This window comes from Arthrobacter sp. SE2 (assembly GCF_058244265.1).
Map to the genome: position 1 here is coordinate 1 of NZ_JBZAYA010000010.1, position 22,295 is coordinate 22,295.

General features: G+C 61.4%; 20 protein-coding genes and 1 pseudogene. 4 read left to right on the forward strand and 17 right to left on the reverse strand.

The features are described from left to right. Positions 1-278, forward strand: a pseudogene (locus AC4CS3_RS14510) (hypothetical protein); the annotation flags it as partial. A 183-nt stretch (positions 279-461) separates the two neighbouring features. Here AC4CS3_RS14510 and AC4CS3_RS14515 read toward each other — a convergent pair. The 10 genes from AC4CS3_RS14515 to AC4CS3_RS14560 form a co-directional block, all read right to left on the reverse strand. Beyond that, positions 462-761: a hypothetical protein gene (locus AC4CS3_RS14515; protein WP_490784056.1), complete on the reverse strand. Its 300-nt coding sequence runs from the start codon at positions 759-761 to the stop codon at positions 462-464. Positions 762-993: 232 nt separating this feature from the next. Beyond that, entirely contained in the window at positions 994-1,776 is a 783-nt protein-coding gene (gene ppgK, locus AC4CS3_RS14520; protein WP_490784057.1) for a polyphosphate--glucose phosphotransferase, read from the reverse strand. Between the two features lie 77 nt (positions 1,777-1,853). Beyond that, positions 1,854-2,852: an aldo/keto reductase family protein gene (locus AC4CS3_RS14525; protein WP_490784058.1), complete on the reverse strand. Its 999-nt coding sequence runs from the start codon at positions 2,850-2,852 to the stop codon at positions 1,854-1,856. Positions 2,853-2,891: 39 nt separating this feature from the next. Then, a complete protein-coding gene (locus AC4CS3_RS14530; RefSeq protein ID WP_490784059.1) occupies positions 2,892-5,144 on the reverse strand; it encodes a glycoside hydrolase family 31 protein in 2,253 nt (750 codons plus the stop codon). After that, entirely contained in the window at positions 5,141-6,328 is a 1,188-nt protein-coding gene (locus AC4CS3_RS14535; RefSeq protein ID WP_490784060.1) for a glycoside hydrolase family 15 protein, read from the reverse strand. The genes AC4CS3_RS14530 and AC4CS3_RS14535 overlap by 4 nt, the downstream gene beginning before the upstream one ends. Positions 6,329-6,424: 96 nt before the next feature. Further along, the gene (locus AC4CS3_RS14540) at positions 6,425-7,675 is read right to left on the reverse strand and encodes an ABC transporter substrate-binding protein (protein ID WP_490784061.1); all 1,251 of its coding nucleotides are present in this window, start codon (positions 7,673-7,675) and stop codon (positions 6,425-6,427) included. A gap of 41 nt (positions 7,676-7,716) precedes the next feature. Continuing rightward, positions 7,717-8,532, reverse strand: a complete 816-nt coding sequence (locus AC4CS3_RS14545; RefSeq protein WP_490784062.1) for a carbohydrate ABC transporter permease — start codon at positions 8,530-8,532, stop codon at positions 7,717-7,719. Next, positions 8,525-9,490, reverse strand: coding sequence for a carbohydrate ABC transporter permease (locus AC4CS3_RS14550; RefSeq protein WP_490784063.1), 966 nt, complete (start codon positions 9,488-9,490; stop codon positions 8,525-8,527). Before AC4CS3_RS14550 ends, AC4CS3_RS14545 begins: the two co-directional genes overlap by 8 nt. After that, positions 9,487-10,701 carry an ROK family protein gene (locus tag AC4CS3_RS14555; RefSeq protein WP_490784064.1) on the reverse strand — a complete coding sequence of 405 codons (1,215 nt, stop codon included), beginning with the start codon at positions 10,699-10,701 and terminating at the stop codon, positions 9,487-9,489. The genes AC4CS3_RS14550 and AC4CS3_RS14555 overlap by 4 nt, the downstream gene beginning before the upstream one ends. 286 nt (positions 10,702-10,987) lie before the next feature. Continuing rightward, positions 10,988-11,740, reverse strand: a complete 753-nt coding sequence (locus AC4CS3_RS14560; protein WP_490784065.1) for an AfsR/SARP family transcriptional regulator — start codon at positions 11,738-11,740, stop codon at positions 10,988-10,990. 66 nt (positions 11,741-11,806) lie between these two features. Here AC4CS3_RS14560 and AC4CS3_RS14565 point away from each other — a divergent pair, with 66 nt between their 5' ends. After that, positions 11,807-11,965, forward strand: a complete 159-nt coding sequence (locus AC4CS3_RS14565; RefSeq protein WP_490784066.1) for a DUF1059 domain-containing protein — start codon at positions 11,807-11,809, stop codon at positions 11,963-11,965. A 51-nt stretch (positions 11,966-12,016) separates the two neighbouring features. Next, a complete protein-coding gene (locus AC4CS3_RS14570) occupies positions 12,017-12,874 on the forward strand; it encodes a sulfurtransferase (protein WP_490784067.1) in 858 nt (285 codons plus the stop codon). 545 nt (positions 12,875-13,419) lie between these two features. On the opposite strand, the gene AC4CS3_RS14575 is transcribed toward AC4CS3_RS14570, so the two are convergent. The 7 genes from AC4CS3_RS14575 to nrdH all read right to left on the reverse strand — a co-directional run bounded on the left by AC4CS3_RS14575 (position 13,420) and on the right by nrdH (position 20,789). Further along, a complete protein-coding gene (locus AC4CS3_RS14575) occupies positions 13,420-14,835 on the reverse strand; it encodes an MFS transporter (protein ID WP_490784068.1) in 1,416 nt (471 codons plus the stop codon). A gap of 98 nt (positions 14,836-14,933) precedes the next feature. Then, entirely contained in the window at positions 14,934-15,644 is a 711-nt protein-coding gene (locus tag AC4CS3_RS14580; RefSeq protein WP_490784069.1) for an NAD(P)H-dependent oxidoreductase, read from the reverse strand. Between the two features lie 41 nt (positions 15,645-15,685). Next, complete coding sequence (locus AC4CS3_RS14585) at positions 15,686-16,018, reverse strand: ArsR/SmtB family transcription factor (protein ID WP_490784070.1); 333 nt, start codon at positions 16,016-16,018, stop codon at positions 15,686-15,688. A 751-nt stretch (positions 16,019-16,769) separates the two neighbouring features. Then, a complete protein-coding gene (gene nrdF, locus AC4CS3_RS14590) occupies positions 16,770-17,744 on the reverse strand; it encodes a class 1b ribonucleoside-diphosphate reductase subunit beta (RefSeq protein WP_059389329.1) in 975 nt (324 codons plus the stop codon). Between the two features lie 117 nt (positions 17,745-17,861). Then, positions 17,862-20,009, reverse strand: a complete 2,148-nt coding sequence (nrdE, locus tag AC4CS3_RS14595; RefSeq protein ID WP_490784187.1) for a class 1b ribonucleoside-diphosphate reductase subunit alpha — start codon at positions 20,007-20,009, stop codon at positions 17,862-17,864. Between the two features lie 11 nt (positions 20,010-20,020). Then, complete coding sequence (gene nrdI / locus AC4CS3_RS14600; RefSeq protein ID WP_441415258.1) at positions 20,021-20,491, reverse strand: class Ib ribonucleoside-diphosphate reductase assembly flavoprotein NrdI; 471 nt, start codon at positions 20,489-20,491, stop codon at positions 20,021-20,023. Positions 20,492-20,546: 55 nt separating this feature from the next. Then, positions 20,547-20,789, reverse strand: coding sequence for a glutaredoxin-like protein NrdH (gene nrdH / locus AC4CS3_RS14605; RefSeq protein ID WP_028267421.1), 243 nt, complete (start codon positions 20,787-20,789; stop codon positions 20,547-20,549). Between the two features lie 478 nt (positions 20,790-21,267). Between nrdH and AC4CS3_RS14610 the strand changes: the two genes are divergently transcribed. Next, a complete protein-coding gene (locus tag AC4CS3_RS14610; RefSeq protein WP_490784071.1) occupies positions 21,268-22,245 on the forward strand; it encodes a LysR family transcriptional regulator in 978 nt (325 codons plus the stop codon). The last annotated feature ends 50 nt before the right edge of the window (positions 22,246-22,295 follow it).

Here is a 22,295-nt window from a genome sequence, read left to right on the forward strand (position 1 = left end):
AACACCAGGACTGGGAACCACCCCGCTGGCCACACCACACCCCCATCACCGAGACAGACACGGACACGGACACGGACATCCCACCGGACCACGACCTGCCCGGGAATCCGGAACCGGAACTGCCCCCGGACCCCTTCCCGGACTGGCACGCCTTCACGGCCGCACACCCATGGCCCGACCCCGACGACACCTACGATCCGGGCTGGCCAGACGATCCCGGCGAGCCAGGTTTCGTGAACGACCCCTTCCCGGAATCAGGCGCGTTCCGCCCTGTCTGATCGACCAGAACTTCACGCCGGCGACAGAAGCGGCCGCCCCTGAACGCCCTCGTAAACGGCGCAGCACAGGCGCCCCTCCTAGTAGGCTCGTCCCCACAAGTGATCAACAGGAGGCCATGGTGACTGAGACGACGGTGGACGAACTGGTTGCCGTTGCCAGGATGATGGGCAGGGCACGATGCATCACGACACCGAGAAGTTCTGAAGCGTTTCCGGCCACACGACGACGTAGCGTTCGCCTTCTGTAGGCCTGTAGGCCGCCCGTACCTCGGCCCATCTTGGGTCAGCGGCAAGGGACGTCGCCGCGTCCCCGAACGCTTCGAGGGGGTCGTCAGTGTGGACGAAGATATTCATCCCGCCTGCGCCGAAGTCGTGCCCATCCACGAAGCCATGGGCGGCGGGGAGTGCGCCCTCCATGGCGATGAGGGCGTCATAGTCCGCCTCCGAGTCGGCTGGCCACTGCAGAACGAGGATGTATTGCACAACTACCTACCAAGGGTATGGAAGTGGACGAAGACCCCGGGCCACCTGCTTCTGGATGTAGAACAACGGGCTCTCCCCGGGTCCGATGGGCAGGGTCTCGTGGAGTGATCGCTCAAGGGCGAGCATATCTGGCTCTTCCCCCGGGCCAGGGACGAGCGGGACGAATGCGGCGGCGCTGAGCAGTGCCAGATGCCAACGATGTAGCTACGCAGCCCGCCATCGCTGGACTACTTCAGCCAAGCAGGCCCAACGCGGTTGATGCCGCCTGAATGCTGGCGCCTACGATGCCAGCATCGTTCCTGAGCTTCGCCGGGACGACCGGAGTCCTCAGCGTGAGGAGAGGCAGGTAGTCATCGGTTCTTTGGGAGATGCCTCCGCCAACAATGATGAGTTCGGGCGAGAACATGAACTCAAGCTCCGAAAGGTAGCGTTGCAGGCGAACGCTGTATTCCGGCCAACCCAATCCGTCGCGTTCACGGGCGACGGCGGATGCTCTGGTTTCAGCGTCGTAGCCATCGATGGAAATGTGACCGAGCTCTACATTGGGCAAGACGTTTCCGTCGAAAATCAAGGCTGATCCGATCCCTGTGCCCAGGGTAATGACCAAAACGGTGCCGCGAGTTCCCCGGCCGGCGCCGTAGCGGGCTTCCGCGAGTCCTGCAGCGTCGGCGTCGTTCAGGACGGCAACGGGCCGCCGAATGCGGTCGGAGAAATGGGTGCCGATGTCGAAATCGATGAAGGTCCTGTCCATATTTGCCGCAGATCGGGACGTGCCGTGCTGGACGATGCCCGGAAAGGTGACGCCAACGGTTGAATCAAGTCCCGCTTCGCTTCCTGCGGTGAGTTCCTCCACGAGCTGCCGAACAACATCTCCGACGGACTCTGGATCCGCTGGTTGGGGCGTGGCCAAACGAACGCAGCTTCCCAGAATCTCGCCCCTTTCGAGGTTCACGATCCCGCCCTTGACGCCGGTGCCACCGATGTCAACGCCAATGAAATGGCCCGCTCTTGTCATGTTTACAGGCATGTTGGTCCGATTCTTTGATCTGTTAGAGGGCGGCAGCCTGTTATCGCTACTGCTGCTAGTGGTGCTCAAGGCCTGCTGTGGCAGCTATCGACCTTGCGAGGGTCACGTTCAATGACGGGTTCGAGGATTTCATCGATCTCCTTCAGGAGTGCGTCCTCCAGCGTCAGCCCTGCGGCCTTCGCGTTTTCCTTGATCTGCTCTGGTTTGGAGGCTCCGACGACGGCTGTAGATACGTTCGGGTTTTGAAGCACCCATGCCAAAGCGAGGGTTCCCAGCGGAATTCCTGCGCTTGCTGCCAGGGGCTGAAGGCGTTGGACCGTTGTGAGAACGTCATCGCCCAGCCACCTAGCCATCGTGTCTTTGCCTCCGTTTTGGTCGGTGGCGCGGGAACCGGCAGGGGCGCCCTTACCTGGTGAATATTTGCCGGTCAGCACTCCTTGGGCAAGCGGGGACCAAACGATCTGGCTTATCCCGAGCTCTTCGCAGGCCGGGATGATTTCTGGTTCAACAACCCTCCACAGCATGTTGTACTGGGGTTGGTTGGAGACCAGCTCGATGTTGAGTTCCTTGGCCAAGGCGGCTGCTGACCGGATCTCATCCACCGTCCATTCGGAGACGCCGATGTAGTGGGCCTTCCCCGCGTGCACGATGTCAGCAAAAGCCTGCATCGTTTCTTCAAGGGGTGTTTCATAGTCGAACCGGTGGGCCTGGTACAGGTCTACGTAGTCGGTTTTGAGCCGGTTGAGACTTCCATGGACAGCCTCCATGATGTGCTTTCGAGAGAGTCCGCGATCGTTCTTTCCGGGCCCAGTGGGGAAATACACCTTGGTGAGGATCTCCACGCTTTCACGCCGGACCCCGGAAAGCGCCAAACCGAGGGCGGCTTCTGCACGCGTCTCGGCGTAGGCATCGGCGGTGTCGAAGGTGCTGATGCCTGCGTCGAGCGCAGCATGCACGCACTGCGCTGCGGCGTCGTCCTCGATTTGCGATCCGTGCGTTAGCCAGTTGCCGTAGGCGATCTCGCTGACATACATGCCGCTCCGGCCAAGTTTTCTGTATTCCAAGGATCTCCTTCGTGGTTGTTGGTCCCGTTCAGTTCTTGATTACGCGGTTGGAAGGAAAACGTCCTTCATCTCGTTCCAGGCTTCCGCCCTGACGAAGACAGGAACGCGGTTCAGCGGCGCGGATACCTCGACCGTTCGCTGGCCTGCGTATTTTTCCCCCGTCCAGGCGTCGACCCAGTTGCCGCCTGGAAGGTACGCCGCCCAGGTGCGGACCGCCTCATCGGTGACGGGAACAACAAGTAGGTCCTCACCGAGCATCCATTGCAAGGGGTGCTTCCATACCTCTTCGTCTTTGATGTGGTCAAAGTACAGCGGGCGCATGAGGGGGGCCCCGGTGTCGATAGCCTTCCGCGCTTGCTCAGCCAGGTAGGGAATGAGGCGTTCGCGCAGTTCGACGAGTTCACGGAAGACCGGGATGACAGTCTGATCTCCGGTTCTTTCCTGAATGTTCCAGGGAGTGCGATCCCTCGATGGCTTCCGGTGGTGGTTGAACTCGGAGTGATACTGCATGATGGGCACGAATACTGCTGCGGCTGCGGACCGCAGGTATAGTTCCGCGCTCGGGACGTCGCCGGAGAAGCCGGCGAAGTCCCAGCCCCAGTACAAGACTCCGCATGCTGACGCGGATAGTCCGGCAAACAGGGACCAACGGAATGCATCCCATGTGGAATTCTCGTCCCCGGCCCAGAATGCCCCGTGTCCCTGGGAACCGGTGAATCCGGAGCGGCTGAAGGTGACCGGGGCCTTGCCTGAGGATTCAAGCAATTCGCCATAAGCCCTTGAATAGGCCACCGGGAAGAGATTGTTTCCTTCGTCTCCACGCATTCCGTTCAGGTACTGGAGTTCTTCGCCCCAGGCGTGTTCCCCGCCGTCGGTCTTGAATCCGTCGATGCCGATTTCTTCGACGAGATAGCGTCGTTTCTCCGTCCACCATCGGGCGGCTTCCGGATCGGTCAGGTCCGGCATCAGGCTGAGCGGGAACCACCACCCTCGGTTACGGTATGGACGCAGGCTGCCGTCCGGGGCCTCCTCACGGATGAGCCGACCGTCACGAATCGCCGCCTCCGCGTCGAATCGGGCCTGTCCTTGTGGGTGGGGTCGCATTTTGATAAGCGGAATCTGCCACAGAACCACCCGGATGTCCCGGGCATGAAGGTCATCGACCATGGCCTTCGGATCCGGCCAGGCACCATGCTCCGGGAAGGTGAAGTCGCTGAGACGGTGCGGTGAACCATCGGGATTCGGCTCGTATTCCGCGTCGCGGAATGCCGTGAACGTAGACTCGTCGCTCCACGCTTCGACGACGACGGACCCGACCGGAATCCCGGTGTCCCGGTGCCGATCCATCTGTCGCATGACTTCTGCCTGGGTATTCCACTCGTTTCCGCTCGCCCAGAGCTTGAACACCCAGTCCGGAAGCTCCTTGGCGCTGCCGGCGACAGACAGGAAGGACTTCAGGACCGCCGTCGGAGTTCCTTCGAAGAACCTCACGTTCAGAAGAGTGTCCCCGTTCAGGGGTTCGGGGCCGACTTCGGCTTCAATGACCAGGCGGTTTTCGTCGGAGGCACCGATGTCGTACCAGGTCCGCCTGGAAGTTTCGACGTGAAATCCCCAGCCGTCTCCGCCTACTACGTGGGCGAAAGGCATGGGCAAGTAAGTTTTCCGCTTCGCTCCTTGGCTCTTGTATTGCTCGAAAACGACCGCGTCCAGCTTGGACCCCCGGTGGTCGAGGGCATCAAAACGTTCTCCAAAGCCGGTGACACGCTCGTTCAAGGCCAACGGGAGTGCGAAACGAACACGCAAAGGGCGGACACCGTCATGCAACACCTCGACGGAGTCGGCGATCACGCGGTCAGCTCCAATGACGTTAACAGCCTGGCTGGCGGCCGCCCAGGTGGCGGCACTATAGCTAAACCACTGCGTCTTTTGAGTTCCTCCACTTCGGGTCTGCGCCGTGAAGCGGTACTTGTATGTCGTCTGGTGCTCCGCCGGCGCGAGGGATACCTGCCAGCCGCTGGCCGAACGGGCGAGTTTGGCTTGGGCGGATGCCAGGTGGCCGCCGTCGATGACCTGTCCGCGGGATGCTGCCGGTACTCGTTCGAGGGTTTGGATCAATTTCGTGACAGCGCCGTCGCGACCGGTGACTTCGAGTTCGCAGATCACGTCGGTCAGTTCCGGGGAGGTTCGCACTCCCAAGGTGACGGGCTCCCCCGCGACAGGATGGGACGGGCTGCGCTGATCGGTGTCGTCCACATACGGGTGGCCGGAACCGAATGGCTTGTGGCGGATCATTTAGCGCTCTCTTTCGCTGTTGGAGCCGAAGTCAGATCGGCGGTGTCGTAGGGGACGCCGAGGGCGATGGCGAGACGGATGAACATGGCGTGGCTCCACAGCAGCGGACTTGCCGAGGAACCCCAGCGCTCGTTCCAAGGTTGAAGATGATCGGGGTCAAGAAGGTGATGGTCGACCTGTTCGGGAAGTTCGTCGTTCGCGCCGGCGGTCGACGCGGCCCATTCCAGGAGCTCATGGGCTCTGGTCCTGTTTCCGGAAGCGGCATGGGCCAGGCCTAGGAAGCAACTAAGCAACGGCCATTGGCCACCGCCGTAGTAGGTGTCAGCAAGATACCGGTGAACTCCGTTGTCGACGGTGAGCTGCTCCTCGATGACCGCGATGGTCCGTGCGCTCAAGGGACCGTACGGGGACAGGAAGTTCATCGGAGCAATCAGCGAGACGAGACTAGCGTCTACCGTGTCTGTTCCCAGCCATTTCGTGAGATGGGCGTCCTGGACACCTTCGTCTTGGACTCGACGGCGGATCTGGTACGCGGTCGAGGCGGCCCGTTCTGAGAGTGACTCCTCGATCAGCCCGCTTTGGGCGATGCTGGCCAATCCGGAGGCGATGCAACCCAGAGTGCTCACGTGCACGTGCTGGGCCGACTCTTCCCACCAGTCATAGCAGGGCCGTTGCCAGGAGACAGAAAGGTAGTCGACTGTGAGGTCAATGGCCTCAGTCCACCGTTCGAGTGGCCGGTCATGGCGGGCGCTGTGCTCAGCCAAGGCCCAAAGCCATGTACCGTATCCGTCGAGCTGGAAATCCCACCACTCATCGCTTCCTTCGGCCCCGTCGAGAGTGAAACGCGTGGGAAGCATTTGGTCGCCGGCCACCGGCCTGCCGGCCAGGCTTTCAGCCACGATACGGCGGATCCTTCCCGCACGGGAGGTCAAGGCGTTCGAGCACCAGTCGAAGAACCGTTCGGCGGATTCGATGTGCCCGGCGGCGGACATGGCGTCAGCGGTATATGAGCCGTCGCGGAACCAGCAGTACCCAGCGTAGGCGGAAAACGACGGGCTCGCCGGGTAGGCGCCCCCAGGGGTCTGCTGTTCCAGGATGAGCCGGATGCCGGCCTGGACTATCGAACGGACTGCGGGATCTCCGTTGCGCATTACCGTTGAACCTTGCTTTGATTTGTCGATCATTGGCTTCTCTTTCAGATGGTGAGCGGGTCGCCGTGCCGCCAGCAGCTCACGGTGTTACCGCGGCCCGCTCACCGGCCTTGTTCGGGCTATGCCCGGTTATTTCAGCAGAGCGTTGATTTGGTCCGCGGCGCCCTTCAGGGCATCGGCCGCACTGGAGCGCTTCGCTTCGACTTCGCCAAGAGCATTGGTGATGATGTCGACCATCTTTTGCTGGTTGTCGCCGATGACCGGCGGGAGGGCAACGTTGTCAAGGGCGTCGAAAATGGCCTTGCGGTTTGCCGGCTTGTCCTTTGCGAGATACGGCTTCAGGACTGAATCATCGGAGGTGGCGGGAAGTTCCCATCCCGCGCTGATGCGCGTCTGTGCCATGACGTCTGAGCTGGTCATGTATTCGGCCCATTTCTGGGCTGCGGCCTTGTTCTTCGAGTTGGCAGAAACACCAATGGCATTGGAGAACTCCGCACTTGCCTTCTGCGTGTCTCCGGGTTCGACGGCGATGTCCCAGCTTTTGGGTGAATCGGCGAAGCTGCTGGCCACCCAGATGCCGCTGTGGAGAATGCCAAGTTTGCCGTCCTTGAACAGTTTCGTGTCGAAGTCCGGGGTCCCGGCGCCTTGGGCGGGTGTGGGCATGGTGGTTCCGCTCTTCCCTGCCAGCCATTCGGCCGCTTTGATGCCCTGGGGCGAGTTGAAGGCGACCGATTTGCCGTCGTCATTGAGGAATTTGCCGCCGGTTTGGGCCAGTGCCTTGTAGAACTCGTAGAAGCTCACGTTCTGGAAGTCTCCATAGACACCCGCGGCGTTGTCCGTGATCTTCTTCGCAGCGGCCGTTTCATCAGCCCAAGTCCAACTGGAAGTCGGGTAGGCGACCTTGGCGGCGTCGAAGAGTGCCTTGTTGTAGTAGAGGACGACGTCGGAGAAGGAACTGGGCAGTGCGTACTGCTTGCCGTCTGACTGGTAGGACTGCAGCAAGGACTGCTTGTATTTGGAACCGTCAACTCCCTCCAGAGGTGCGACGGCCCCATTGGCCACGTAGGAACGAAGGTTCGCGTACTCAATGTCGAAAGTATCGGCTTGGGTCCCGGCGGCCAGGTCTGTCTGGAGCGCCGTGGCGTAGTCCTTGTAGGGCAACGTCGTGACTTGGACTGTGATGTTCGGGTTGGCCTTCTCGAAGGCCTGAACGATGGTGTCCAGGTTCTTTTCATTGCCTCCGTTCGAGGTGAAGTTTGAGTATTTGATGGTTACTTTTTCGGTGCTTGCAACATTTGAGCTTGCCGCCGTTCCACAGCCTGACATGGCCAGGATTGCGGTGAGAGCTAGACCCAGCGATGCCAGGGGCTTCTTGTTCATGTGTATCTCCATTGATAGGTGAGGAAACTGGCCGATCCGGTCTATTTGAGTCCGGTGCCCGCAACCCCTTGGATGATGTACTTCTGGGTGAAGATATAGAGGGCGAGCATTGGCAGGACGCTGACCACTGATCCGGCCATCACGATGTCCCACTGGGTGGTGTACTGGCCTTGCAGTCCTGCCAACGCCACGGGAAGGGTTTTCATTGCGGGAGTGCGCAGGATAATCAGCGGCCAAAGGAAGCTGTTCCAGCTGTTGAGGAACGCGAACACCGTCAGTGTGGCCAGCGCCGGACGAACCAAGGGCAGAACAATGAGGCCGAAGATCCGGAAGTGGCCAGCCCCATCCAATGTCGCGGCCTGGTCCAGGTCCTGCGGCACGGAATTCATTGCCTGCCGTAGGAGGAACACGCCGAAGGCGCTGGCGATCCCCGGCAACAGCACGCCTAGATAGGTATCGATAAGGCCCAGACTTTTCATTTCCACAAACAACGGGACGACCAGCACCTGCATCGGGATCATCATGGTGGCCAGATACACCGCGAACACTGCGTTGCGCCCCTTGAACGGCATCCTGGAAAAGACATAGGCAGCCAGTGAGCTGGTGACAAGCTGGAACACCGTGGTGAGGATGGCAAGGATCAGGCTGTTGAGCACGATCTGGGCAAACGGGAGCCGTTGGAGCAACTGAGCGTAGGCGGACAGTGAAGGATTCTCCGGGATAAGTTGCGGCGTCGCGGAGAGGCCTGCGCCGGGGCTGATGGACGTTACGAACGCCCAAAGAAAAGGGAAGACCATCATGAGGGCGCCAACGAGGACGAGGATGTTCAGGGTGATCGAGGGACGCTGCTTACGCATAGTGGACCCATTTCTTTTGACCGCGCACCTGAATCAGAGTGATGACCAGGATGAAAAGGAACAGCAGCCATGACAGAGCCGATGCTTCGCCGGCCCTGCCGTAGCGGAACGTGAGGTCGTAAATCTGCTCGACGACCACCTGGGAAGAGTTGTTGGGGCCGCCCCCGGTCATGGCATAGACCTGGTCAAAGACCTGGAATCCATTGATCAGCGACAACACAATGACAAAGAAGGTCGAGGGGGAAAGCATGGGAAGCGTAATGCTGAACAGCCGCCTCCACCGGCCGGCGCCGTCGACGGTCGCGGCCTCATACAAGTCCTCCGGAATGGCTTGGAGGCCAGCCAGCAGAATCACCATGACAAAGCCAAGGTCCTTCCACGCCGAAGCCACAATGATCGAAGGCATGGACCATGCCGGATCTGTCCACCACCCCGGCCCTGTCACCCCGATGAGTCCAAGCAGCCAGTTGACGATTCCCGTGCTGGGATTCAGTAGCCAACGCCAGACCAAGGCAACGACTATCCAGCTGGTCACCACGGGGAGGAAGTAAAGGCCGCGCATCATGCTGCGTCCCCTGATCCGGGAATTGAGCGCAAGCGCTATGGCCAGCCCCCCGATGTACACAAGCGGCAGGTATCCGACAATGTAGTAGATGGTGTGCAGGAAGGCGCCCTGCGTGCCCGGATCGCCGATGAGCTTGCCGTAGTTCCCGAGGCCTACCCATTTCATCGGGCCGACTAGATTCCATTGGTTCAGGCTGATCCAAAACGCGGAAAACATGGGAATGATGGTGAAGAACAAGAGTGGCAACGCGCTCGGGATGAGGAACGCTGCGACAGTCAGCCCGTATTTGAGACGCGGGCCGGTGGCATCACGCCGAACCCCGGGGCCTCGGTAGCGCTTCGTAGTTGCCGTGGATCCGGGGCTGCCGGACCTCGAGTCTTGTAGTGCGGTCACAATCCTCCGACCTCCGCCGGTACGTGGGTGAGCCGGGCACGAACCCGTCTCCCCTGCTCACCTGAACTTTCTTCGCTGTAGAAGGGCGCAGACGCCACGAGCGCGGCGGCTCCGCGCGCCCAGGCCTCGTCGTCCCAGGACTCGACGATCACAGGAATGCTCCGGCGGTCCGCCGTCAGGGCACCCCGGAAAGATCGCTCGAATTCTGCTGCCCAATGGCGCCATGCGCGGGTTCCTTCCCCGCTGACAATGACAATCTCCGGATCCAGGATCTGCACGAGCCCAGCGACGATTCGACCCAGCGGCTGACCGGCTACCCGGAAAATATCTTGCGCGAGGGGGTCGCCGTCGTTCGCGCGCTCTTGCAGGTCAGCCATGGTGGCGGACGACGAAATGATTCCGGATTGCCGCGCCTGCGCGACAAGTGTCTTTTCCCCGATCAGGGCCTCAATGCATCCGTGGTTGCCGCAGGTGCAAAGAGGTCCATCCGCAACTGCTGGTATGTGACCGATTTCGCCTGCACCGCCCCTGCTGCCGCGCACGACGGCGCCGCCGGTAACAAATCCAGCACCTACGCCTTCGCCGATCGTTACAACCAGAAACTCGGCATGCTCGCGGCCCGACCCATAGAGCCGTTCGGCTACGGCGAGGGCGTTGACATTGTTTTCCACCAGGACCGGAACATGCAGTTCCCGGCTCAGAACGGCTCCAAGCGGTACCTGCCGCCACCCAAGGAGGCTTGAATCAACCACACCACTACCTTGCGCGTCCACCGATCCGGGAACACCGACACCTATTCCCAGAAGGGGGGTGACACGGTCTTCGCCAACGAATGAATGGACGAGTGAGACGACGTCGGAAAGCGACGTGATCGAGGAAGCGTCGTATGCCTTATTGTCTGACCGGACTACATGCCCGCTAAGTTCCGTTTCCACGAAGGCGACGTGGTCTTTCGAGATCTTCATACCCACCACGCGCCCGGCGGCGGTGGCCAGGCCCAGCATCCGGGCAGGACGACCGCCGTTGGAGGGAGACATTGACAGCTCCCTGACGAGGCCATCCGCGATGAGCTCTTTGATGAGCTGGGTCATGAGAGCCGGGGAGACGCCAAGTGCCCTTGCCAAGTCAGCCCGGGAAGCGCCTCCGGAGGTACCAAGAAATGCCAGGATCGCAGACCGCGTAACGTCAGCGTTGCCGCTCGGCCGAACCATTGTATTCTCCTTTATTTACGACTAAATGAAGATTAGAACTATGATGCAGCTCACGTCAAGGGGTCTCTTAAATTCAAAGACTGCATCCTCAACCGGACAGAAAATCAGCGGACTTCCGCAGGGCACTCATCCGGACACTTGGCCCCTGCGGCAGGTCCAGGTGGAAGGTGCCTATCGCAGGTGACTCACTTGTGAAGGCTCAGTAGCGATCAAGCCAGTTGACTGGATAGCGGAGTTCCTCGAGTGAGATGAATGCCTGTCCCGAGGAAGAGTGTCTTCCCGAAGATCAGGTCCGGCCGAGAAGCTGCTGGTAGACCGCGCGGGTCCTCGGGCCGGGCGAGGCACCTAGCTGGTCGCGCAGTAGGTCCGACAGCCGGCCGTAGACAGCCAGCGCCTCGGCCAGGTTGTCTTGGGCGGCGAGAGCCTCCATCAGGTAGCGATGGCCGCTTTCGCGCAAAGGGTCCAGGGCGATGAGCCGGCGGCCGGCCCGGAGCGCACCGGCGAGTTCGGCGCCGCCGATGCCAAGCTCGGCGGCGGCGTAGCATTCCAGTGCCCGCAGCCGAATCTCAGCGAGCTGATTGCGGGTCTGGTCGATCCAATCGGCATCCTCACCAGGCAGGAATCCGCGTTCGGCGACGAACAAGGCGACCAGAACCGGACCCCAGGCGCGGGCCCAGTCCTGCTGAGCCACGGCAGACTCGGCTCGGTGTATTGCCTCCACGGCAGCTTCGAGGTCAATCCACGCGTCGGGAAGGTGAAGCTGGACAGTGACGCGCCCATCCACCGCGTCCGGGCCAAAGACGTGGCGAAGCTTTGAGATCAACGGGTTGAGACGCGCGTCGATCCCGGCCGATTCGGGAAAGCGCCACAGCGCCTCGACGAGTTCGTCACGGGGTACCTGGCGATGACGATTGACCACGAGATAGGTGAACATCAGGCGCCCCTGACGCCCGGGCAGGCGGTGATCTAGCCTGATACCGTGCCGCTCCACAACCAGTGGCCCGCAGATCTGGAGACGGAGCGCTGACTGCACGGTCATGACAACATGATCTCATGTGCCCTCATCGCTCCTGGGAGGGCTCGACTAGGTTTTTGGGAGGTCGTTATGGCGAAGCTCATCCGTTGCGAATGCGGGTTCGTCGTCCGCGGCGACACTGATGAGGAAGTGATCGGTGCGATCCGCGGCCACATCGCGAGCGACCACCCGGCGCTCCTCCAAGCAGTCAGTCGCGAGGATCTGCTGGGGTGGATTCAAGCGGAATAGGCAAACTCGCCGACGCCAATGTAGCGCCAACTTTGAGCCAACCTTGGCCCAATGACAAGCGCGCAGAATGTGGACATGCTCATCGAACCCATCTGGCTGGCAAATCACCTCTACGATCCTGCAGTCCGCGTCGTCGAGGTGGATGTTTCCGCGACCGCCTTCAATCAATGGCACATCGACGGCGCCGTGCTGTGGAACATCTACGCCGACCTCAAAGACGATCGGTATCGTCCGGTCGGCAGAGAAACCGTTGAACGACTGTTGGCCCGATCCGGCATAGGCCCGGCCACGACGGTCGTGTGCTACGGCTACACCCCGCCGCTCGGCTACTGGCTGCTCAAGCTGTACGGACACGCCGATGTCCGCATCCTGAACTGCTCCCGCGACGCCTGGCGCGCCGAAGGACATCCCTACGGCACGTCACCGATCCGCGTGGAAGAGTCTCCATACCAGCTCACCGAACGGGACCAGAGGTTGTTCGCCGACATGCCGGCGGTGCGGCAGGCCATCGGGCGCCCTGGAACAACGATTCTGGATGTCCGTTCCGAGCCCGAGTACGCCGGTGAGCGGTTCTGGCCCTCCGGCGGAATGGAACAGGGAGGGCGCGCCGGCCACATCCCGACGGCCGTCCACCGGCCGTTCGGCGATCTCTACGACCAGAAAGGTGCATTCCTCCCGTCCGACGAGCTGCGCCAGGCGATGCACGTACCGGAGCTCGAGGAAGAAGACGAGCTGATCACCTACTGCACCGTCGGCGGCCGCGCGGCCACCGCGTGGTACGCCCTCACCGAAGTTCTCGGACGCGAGGGTGTCCGGGTCTACGACGGATCCTGGGCCGAATGGGGCCTTCGCCCCGACACCCCGGTCGAGACACAACATGCTTCAGCACCGCCGATCGAGGTCGATTAGGGCCGCCTAAGCCGCGTCAGCCTCGGTCTGACCGGACGGAGTGCCAAGTTTTCCGCCGGTGAGGATTGATTGACAGGGAGTTCCGCCGGGACAGGCTCTGTGATTCGAGAAACAACGCCCGCCGCCGGTTATCCGATCGGAGATTGCGTCGGCCCCGGACGAAAACACTCAGCCTGCTTACCATTTATTAACGCGGTCGCCGCCAATTCTCGGTCACATTCGCATCGTAATGGCCCGACCGCGAACTAGCTTCCGATCTCAGCCACAACGCACGAAGCGGCCCGGCACGATTTGCCGTGCAGGGCCGCTTAGTTGCAGCCAGTTGGAAGACTTCCAACTATGTGAGATTCCGAACTATTTGGATCATTCCGCATAGTTGGCCCCATTGTCCGTGCACTCACTCGAAGATGGCGCTATTCCGAAGTACTTGGCCATTTTCTCCTGCTTTGCACCAGTCCTCAGGGCATCAGCGACGACGAAGGTTTCCGCGGGGACGGCCACATCCGCGGCGGGGTCCCCGCGTCAACCTGGCGGCGGTGGTGTCCTCAGGCCGTGGCTTTACTGCTGGCCGGCAGTCGCAGGAAGAGCGCGACCACGACTGCGGAGACCAGGCAGATGGCCGCGTTGATGCCGATTGCGGCCTGGAGTCCGGGAAGGAGCGTGGAGGCAGCGAAGGCAGTGACGATTGCGGACATGACGGGGGTGCCGAGAGTGATGCCGACCTGCTGGCTCATGGTGATCAGACCGGTGGCGAGGCCCTGCTGTTCGGCCGGCACTCCGGTGGTGGAAGCGACGGCGTAGCCGACGATCGCGACAAGGTTGGCCACGCCGCCGATGAAGGTGACGGCCAGCAGCGGAATGACCCAGGCCTGGTTGTCGGAGACGAAGGCGAGCGGCAGGGTCGCGGCGCCCTGGACGATGAAGCCGATGACGATTGCGTTCTTGGAGTTGATCTTTCCGATGACTTTCGGAGCGATGAGTCCGCCGAGGACGGTCCCGATGCCGAGCCAGGCGAAGATCAGGCCTGCGGTGACGGCGTTGAATCCGAGGGTTTCCTGCAGGTAGAGGGTGAGCGGGAACACCAGCGAGGTCTCGGTCGCGAACGCCAGGAGCCCGGCGAAGTTGCCCCAGGCGATGTTCCGGCGCTTCAGCAGCGCCGGGGCTAGGAGGGGTTCGGCGACACGGGATTCGATCCGCAGGAAGACCGTGAACAGGACCACGGCTGCGAGGATCGGACCCCAAGCGAGCGGGTCGGCCCATCCGGTCTCACCGGCGGTGGTGATGCCGTAGACGAGGGAGACCAGGGCCAGGGTGACGGTGATCGCGCCGGGAGCGTCAAGGCGGGGTCGGCGTTCGGTGGGCTTGTCGGTCAACGCGAACGGGGCCGTGGCCAGGACGAACAGGGCGACGGCGACGTTGATGAAGAAGGCCCAGCGCCAGCTCACCAAGCCGGCGAGCACACCGCCGAGGGCGGCACCGGTGGTGAACCCTGCGGCCATGAGGGCGCCGCTGAGGCCGAGGATGCGGGCGCGGGCCGGCCCTTCGGCGAACATGGTGGTGAGCAGTGACAGGGCCGCCGGGGTGACCATGGCGGTGGCGAGGCCCTGCCCGACGCGGGCGGTCAGGAGCAGCACGGGTTCGTCGGCAAGGCCGGCGACGAGGGAGGAGGCACCGAGAAGGATGATGCCGAGGATGAACAGGCGTTTGCGGCCGAACAGGTCGGCGACACGGCCGAAGAACAGGGTGAAGCCGGCCGCGCACAGGGCGAACGCGGTGACGATCCATTGCAGGTTCGCGGTGGTGAATCCGAGGTCGCTGCCGATGTGCGGCAGGGCGACGTTAAGGACAGAGAAGTCCACGGCGAGGGTGAAGTTCGCCGTGAGCAGCACGGCGACGGCCAGGCGCTGGCGGACGGTAAGCCGTTCCGCCGCCCTGGTCGCGAGCAAAGTATTCGCGGTCATGGTGGTCCCTTTCTGGAGCGGCATCCGGAAGTCCGGATGGGCGCAGTTGAGCGGCGGACGTGTAAGATGCACTGTCCGCTGCCGGTATGGTCAGGTGGTTACGAAGTGGCGGTCAGGTCGCGGTAACGCGTGGAAGCCGCCAGGGGCCTGCGATGAAGGTTGCTGAAAGCGTGCCGCACCCGGTGGAGCGCTTCTGCCCGCCGGGCATCGTCCAGGTGGGCCGGGCCGTAGGTGATGATGGGTTCGAGGGCGTCGTAGCCGACGAACTCGAACATTCCGCGGTGGATGTGGAAGAGGAAATCATTGATGTCCCCGAACGCCCCGTCGGGGGCGAAGGCATCGGCCGAACCGCCGGTCGTGGCCAGGACCACGGCTCGCCGACCAGTCAAAGCGCCCTGCTCGAAGGCGCCGAGGTCGCCGGCGCTGACGCCGCCCATGACGAAGACCCGGTCCAGCCAGCCTTTGAGGATCGCCGGCAGGGAGAACCACCACAGCGGGAACGACAGCACCAGTAGATCGGCGCGGAACACCGCGTCCAGGTCGGCGCCGACGTCTGCCGGCAGGGTCCCGGTCTTCACGGCATTCCATTGCTCGCGCTGCGGTTTGAACGGCCCCTCGAACTGCTCGAACTCGTCCCTGTCGAGGACCGGCTCCCATTGTTTTGCGTACAGGTCGATGAACTCGACGGCGTAACCCTGCGCCCGCAGGGACTCGGCCGCGGCGTGCGCCTGGGCAGTGGAAAACGAGGCAGTCTCGGGGTGGGCGTGGATGATGAGCGCCGAGGCGCGGGTGTCAGTTTGCGTGCTCACCCGCTCATCATATCTACAAATCGCGATATGTCGATATGTTGCTAGACGTTGCCCGCAACCCTGTCCCCCACTCGGCGCAGGAGACTCTCGTTGCGCCTGTAGTGGGTCCACTTGCCCACGCGGGTGGATTGGACCAGCCCGGCACGCTCCAGGGTGGTCATGTACGAGGAGACCGTCGATTGGGCAAGGCCGCTTTTGGCTTGGATATGGCTGACACAGACACCGACCTCGATCCGGTCGGCGATGGGATCATAATCGGCGAATTCAGCGACCGGGTCGCGGAGCCAATCCATGATCTGCAGGCGCACAGGATTGGCCAGTGCTTTGAGCGCATTAAGCAGCTCATTAGCAGAGAGACCGTCTTTGTCACTCATGGCACACACCTCCTCGGCTAACAGTGTATCCACCCGGTTCGCACCCAAATCGACCGATACACGCCGGAGATCCGCAATTCAGGTCACCCTCCGAAAAACGGTCAAAGGCCCTCGATCGTGTAGCGTCGCTCGGTCCCGGCTGTGGAAGCTCCCCCATTCGCTACTCGCGGCTCGGTCTTGGCGAGCTTTGAACGCCGCGGCATCGCCGAGCCGTTCATCAACTTGCCACACCAAAGGACTCTCAGTACGGCTCCCACAGAAGCAGATACACCCGGCTTCGGCTCGCGCCAGCGCAATATGGCGGGCGGCCCGAAGCCGGCCTGGCTTTCACATCTCTTTTTGGCGGTTCCGTTAGCGCAATAGGAGCGACTAACGGGCGGAGGTTAGCGCTGAGGTCGGAAAGGTCGAGATGAGGAACGATACTGTCTTCCAGCCTGCGTTTCACTTGTTGGATTTGCAGAGTGCCCATGCGTTTGCCTGGCCGTCCAAACTTTCATGGCACTCGGTTGTAGATCTCCAACAACCGTCCAGAAGATGACTGAACAAACGACCCCGCACGACCGGCGTACGGGGTCGTTCAATAAATGCTTCATAAAGCCGCCGACACTTGGAAGACGTTCAAATAGTCGACGCGTTTCTTCCATATGGACGGTGATTCTCTCAGGGAGCCCGCCGTCTCGCACTGCGACATATTCGCCAACTAGCCCGGAGCTGGTGCGTTTCTTTCAATGGAAGTGACAGCTCACAAAAACTAGAACTCCCAGTCCTCATCCTCAGTATTGACAGCCTTCCCAATCACGTAAGACGACCCGGACCCCGAGAAGAAGTCGTGGTTCTCGTCAGCATTGGGTGACAGCGCCGACAGGATGGCAGGGTTCACGTCGGTGACGGAGGCCGGGAACATGGCCTCGTAGCCGAGGTTCATGAGGGCCTTGTTGGCGTTGTAGTGCAGGAACTTCTTGACGTCCTCGGCCAGGCCCACACCGTCGTAGAGGTCGTGCGTGTACTGGACTTCGTTTTCGTACAGCTCGAAGAGCAGCTCAAAGGTGTAGTCCTTGATTTCCTGGCGCTTCTCCTCGGAGACCTTTTCCAGGCCCTTCTGGAACTTGTAGCCGATGTAGTAGCCGTGCACGGCTTCGTCGCGGATGATCAAGCGAATGAGGTCAGCCGTGTTCGTGAGCTTGGCACGGGAAGACCAGTACATCGGAAGGTAGAAGCCGGAGTAGAACAGGAACGATTCCAGCAGCGTGGAAGCGACCTTGCGCTTGAGGGGATCGTCGCCCTGGTAGTAGTCCATGACGATCTGGGCCTTCTTCTGCAGGTTCTCGTTCTCGAGGGACCAGCGGAAGGCGTCGTCGATCTCCTTGGTGGAGCACAGGGTCGAGAAAATCGACGAATACGACTTCGCGTGCACAGACTCCATGAAGGCGATGTTCGTGTAGACGGCCTCTTCGTGCGGGGTGATCGCGTCCGGGATCAGGGAAACAGCGCCAACCGTGCCCTGGATGGTGTCCAGCAGGGTCAGGCCCGTGAATACGCGCATGGTGAGTTGCTGCTCGTCCGGCGTCAGGGTGTGCCAGGACTGGACGTCGTTGGACAGCGGCACCTTCTCCGGCAGCCAGAAGTTGTTGACCAGGCGGTTCCAGACCTCCACGTCCTTGTCATCCTGGATGCGGTTCCAGTTGATCGCTTCGACGTGGCTAAGCAGCTTGACCTTTTCGGTCATTTCGTCCCCTTAACGTATGTGTTCTTAAGGTAAGCGTACGACGCCGGGCGCTCACCCGGCGTCGTACTCTTCAGTTTTGAGGCGCGGCGGCTGCCGCAAATAAACAACCGTTATCGGTTACAGCATGCAGGAAACGCAGCCCTCAACCTCGGTCCCTTCCAGCGCGAGCTGGCGGAGGCGGATGTAGTAGAGGGTCTTGATGCCCTTGCGCCATGCGTAGATCTGTGCCTTGTTGATGTCACGCGTGGTGGCAGTGTCCTTGAAGAACAGCGTCAGGGACAGGCCCTGGTCCACGTGCTGCGTGGCGGCAGCGTAGGTGTCGATGATCTTCTCGTAGCCGATCTCGTACGCGTCCTGGTAGTACTCCAGGTTGCCGTTGTCGAGGTAGGGAGCCGGGTAGTAAACGCGGCCGATCTTGCCTTCCTTGCGGATCTCGATCTTGGCGGCCACCGGGTGGATCGACGACGTCGAGTTGTTGATGTAGCTGATGGAACCGGTGGGCGGCACGGCCTGCAGGTTCTGGTTGTAGATGCCGTGCTCCATGACGGAAGCCTTCAGCTCGCGCCAGTCGTCCTGCGTCGGAATGTGGATGCCGGCGAAGAGCTCGCTAACGCGCTCGGTCTCCGGGGTCCATTCCTGCTCGGTGTACTTGTTGAAGAACTCGCCGCTGGCGTACGTGGAGTTCTCGAAGCCGGCGAACGGCTGACCGGTCTCGATGGCCAGCTTGTTCGAGGCACGGAGAGCGTGGAACAGCACCGTGTAGAAGTAGATGTTGGTGAAGTCCAGGCCCTCTTCGGAACCGTAGTGGACGTGCTCACGTGCAAGGTAGCCGTGCAGGTTCATCTGGCCAAGGCCGATGGCGTGGCTCTGGGCGTTGCCCTGCGCGATGGACGGCACCGAGTTGATGTAGGACATGTCCGACACCGCACTGAGGGCACGGATGGACGTCTCGATCGACAGGCCGAAGTCCGGGGAATCCATGGTCTTGGCGATGTTCATCGAACCAAGGTTGCAGGAGATGTCCTTGCCGACAGTCTCGTAGCTGAGGTCCTCAGCGTAGATGGACGGCGTGGAAACCTGCAGGATCTCCGAGCACAGGTTGCTCATGGTGATCTTGCCGGCGATCGGGTTGGCCCGGTTCACGGTGTCCTCGAACATGATGTACGGGTAGCCGGACTCGAACTGGATCTCCGCGAGGGTCTGGAAGAACTCACGGGCGCTGATCTTGGTCTTCTTGATCCGGGAGTCGTCCACCATCTCGTAGTACTTCTCGGTGACCGAGATATCGGAGAACGGGACGCCGTAGACGCGTTCGACGTCGTACGGGGAGAAGAGGTACATGTCCTCATTCTTCTTCGCCAGCTCGAACGTGATGTCCGGGACCACGACGCCGAGGGACAGCGTCTTGATGCGGATCTTCTCGTCGGCGTTTTCACGCTTGGTGTCCAGGAAGCGGTAGATGTCCGGGTGATGGGCGTGCAGGTACACGGCCCCCGCACCCTGGCGGGCACCGAGCTGGTTGGCGTAGGAGAAGCTGTCTTCGAGGAGCTTCATGACCGGGATGACGCCTGAGGACTGGTTTTCGATCTGCTTGATCGGGGCGCCGTGCTCGCGGATGTTCGTCAGCGAGAGGGCCACGCCACCGCCGCGCTTGGACAGCTGCAGCGCCGAGTTGATGCCGCGGGCGATCGATTCCATGTTGTCTTCGATGCGCAACAGGAAGCAGGAGACCAGCTCACCGCGCTGGGCCTTGCCGGCGTTGAGGAACGTGGGCGTGGCGGGCTGGAAGCGGCCGTCGATAATCTCGTCGACGAGGCGGCTGGCCAGTTCTTCGTTGCCGCGGGCAAGGTGCAGGGCAACCATGCAGACGCGGTCTTCGTAGCGCTCCAGGAAGCGCTTGCCGTCGAACGTCTTGAGCGTGTACGAGGTGTAGAACTTGAAGGCGCCGAGGAAGGTCTCGAAGCGGAACTTCTTCTTATAGGCGCGGTTGAAGAGTTCACGAATGAAGTTCATCGTGTACTGATCTAGGGTTTCGCGCTCGTAATACTGGTTCTTGACCAGGTAGTCCAGCTTCTCTTCCAGGTCGTGGAAGAAAACGGTGTTGTTGTTCACGTGCTGCAGGAAGTACTGGTGCGCGGCCTCGCGGTCGGCTTCGAACTGGATCTCTCCGTTCGGACCATAGAGGTTCAACATGGCGTTGAGCTCATGGTAGCCAAGGCCCTTGTAGGCCTCCGGCAATGGCTTCTTGACCTTGGCGGTGTCCATAGCGCCCTTGGTTACTTCTGTATCTGCGACAGTCGTGTCCAAAACTTTTCCAATCCTTGATTGACCCGGTCAACATCTTCCGGAGTCCCCATGAGTTCGAATCGATAAAGAAGCGGAACCCGGCATTTGGTGGCGATGATGTCTCCCGCCATGCAGTAGTTTTCCGCGAAGTTGGTGTTTCCTGCTCCGATGACGCCGCGGATCAGTTCCCTGTTCTGCGGGTTGTTCAGAAACCTGATGACTTGCTTGGGCACCGATCCTTCGCCATTCGTGCCGCCATACGTGGGCAACACAAGGACGAACGGTTCCAGTGCGAGCAGCGGCGCGTCCTTGGCATGGAGCGGGATGCGTGCCGCGTCGACGCCGAGCTTCTGGACGAAGCGCTTGGTGTTCTCAGATGTGGAGGAAAAGTAGATGAGGTGACTCCGCGTGCTGACAGCTTCAGCCATTTCTTGAGCAGGAGCTGTTGCCAGCGCTGCCATGGGAGTCACCTCGACTACATTGGAATACTTTGTTGTTGTGGCGGAGTCTTGAAAACTAGGCCACCGAAGCGGCAGCCAGTGCCAGCTCTTCGATCTTGTCCGGACGGAATCCTGACCAGTGGTCCTGCTCGGTCACCACGACGGGGGCCTGCATGTATCCAAGGGCCTTCAGGCGCTCAAGGGCCTCGGCATCCTGTGAGATGTCAACGCTCTGGTAGGCGATGCCCTTTTTGTCGAGTGCACGGTACGTTGCGTTGCACTGAACACAGGCCGGCTTCGTGTAAACCGTAACAGTCATGGTCCCTGTCCCCTTTGTTGAAGTCTTTGCTCTTCGTTCGGCAGGCCCCGACCGGAACTGATTCCGACTCCGATACTGGCCCGCTGGCCGCCTGGGCGGCCAAACTATCCTATTCACGTCTTGCATTCATGTCTTGTGCTGGTTTCCCGCTCAATCCGTAAATCGATACTACATGTAGTGCAAGCGCCTCGGCGGAACCCCAAGATGATGTATTACAAGTATGTCATTTTACGCACCGGTAGTCCACAGGCAAGGGAGGTAAAAATGTCCGGGAATCCGCCAAATCCGGAGACGTAATCCACACCCTGTGGACTACTTAGCCACATTTAATCGCCAGCGTGTCGCTTGGGTCCCGGCGTGTCGCGGCATCCTGCAAACAAGGTTTCGTGGCGCCGCCCGGGCGGCAGCGGAGACCTAATTCACACAGCTATGCTGGCTTCCACGGTCTTTCGGCCGGCACCGAGCCTAAGGATCACTGATGGTCAACCTTCTCCACCTGCGGACACTGCTTGAAGTCACGCGGCTCGGTTCCTTCGCGGCAGCCGCCGCGCGGCTCGGCTACACCGCATCAGCCGTCTCCCAACAGATGGCAGCGCTGGAGCGGGACACCGGCGTCGAACTCTTCCACCGTTCCGCCCGAAGCGTGGTTCCCACCGAAGCCGCCCTCACCATGGTGCGCCATGCCTCCAAGGTGCTCACCGACGTCGAGACCCTCCTGGCGGCCGCCTCACGGAGCACGGACTCCCCCGTCCAGGAACTTCGGCTGGGCATTTTCCCCAGCCTGGCAACCTACATCCTCCCGGACATCCTCCGGAACCCGAGCTGGAAGAATCTCGGCATTGAACTCCGCGTATGGGTGGCCGAACCTTCCCAGACCATCCAGGGGCTGCGCACCGGCGGCGAACTGGACCTCGCACTGGTGTACCAAGTGGGCCAGTCCGGGCTCGCGTGGCCGCACACCTTGGACCGGCAATGGATCGGCGACGACGATTTCCGGGTGGTGCTCCCCGCGTCGTGGGGCATCCGGGAGGACGCCGAAATGCAGGCCTCGCAACTCTCGGACATGCCTTGGATCATGCACCATCCGGGCACCAGCGACGCTGTAGTGATCGAGCGCCTGTTCGCCAGTTGCAATCTGCACCCGCGCGTCGTGGCCTACAGCGATGACTTCCACGCCAGCCTCGAGATGACGGCAGCGGGACTCGGCGCCGCCCTGGTGCCCGAACTCGCGCTGCGGCACCGGCCGCCCGGCGTCGTGGTTCTCGATGTTCCGGACATCCGGCTCGCCCGCAACGTGTTCGCCCTGCTCCTCAACGAGAAGCGCACGGCGCAGGTGCAGCTGTTCACGGAATTGCTGGCCGACACGCTTCGCGGGAGCACCGCAACGGTCCGGGCGCGCAGCGCCGCGACGATGCCCAAAACGACTCAAAAGTCAACGGCCAAACCGCGTACCTGAAATCTTCCAGGATGCTGGAACACGCTGCTTGTTTGGGACTATCTTGAAGA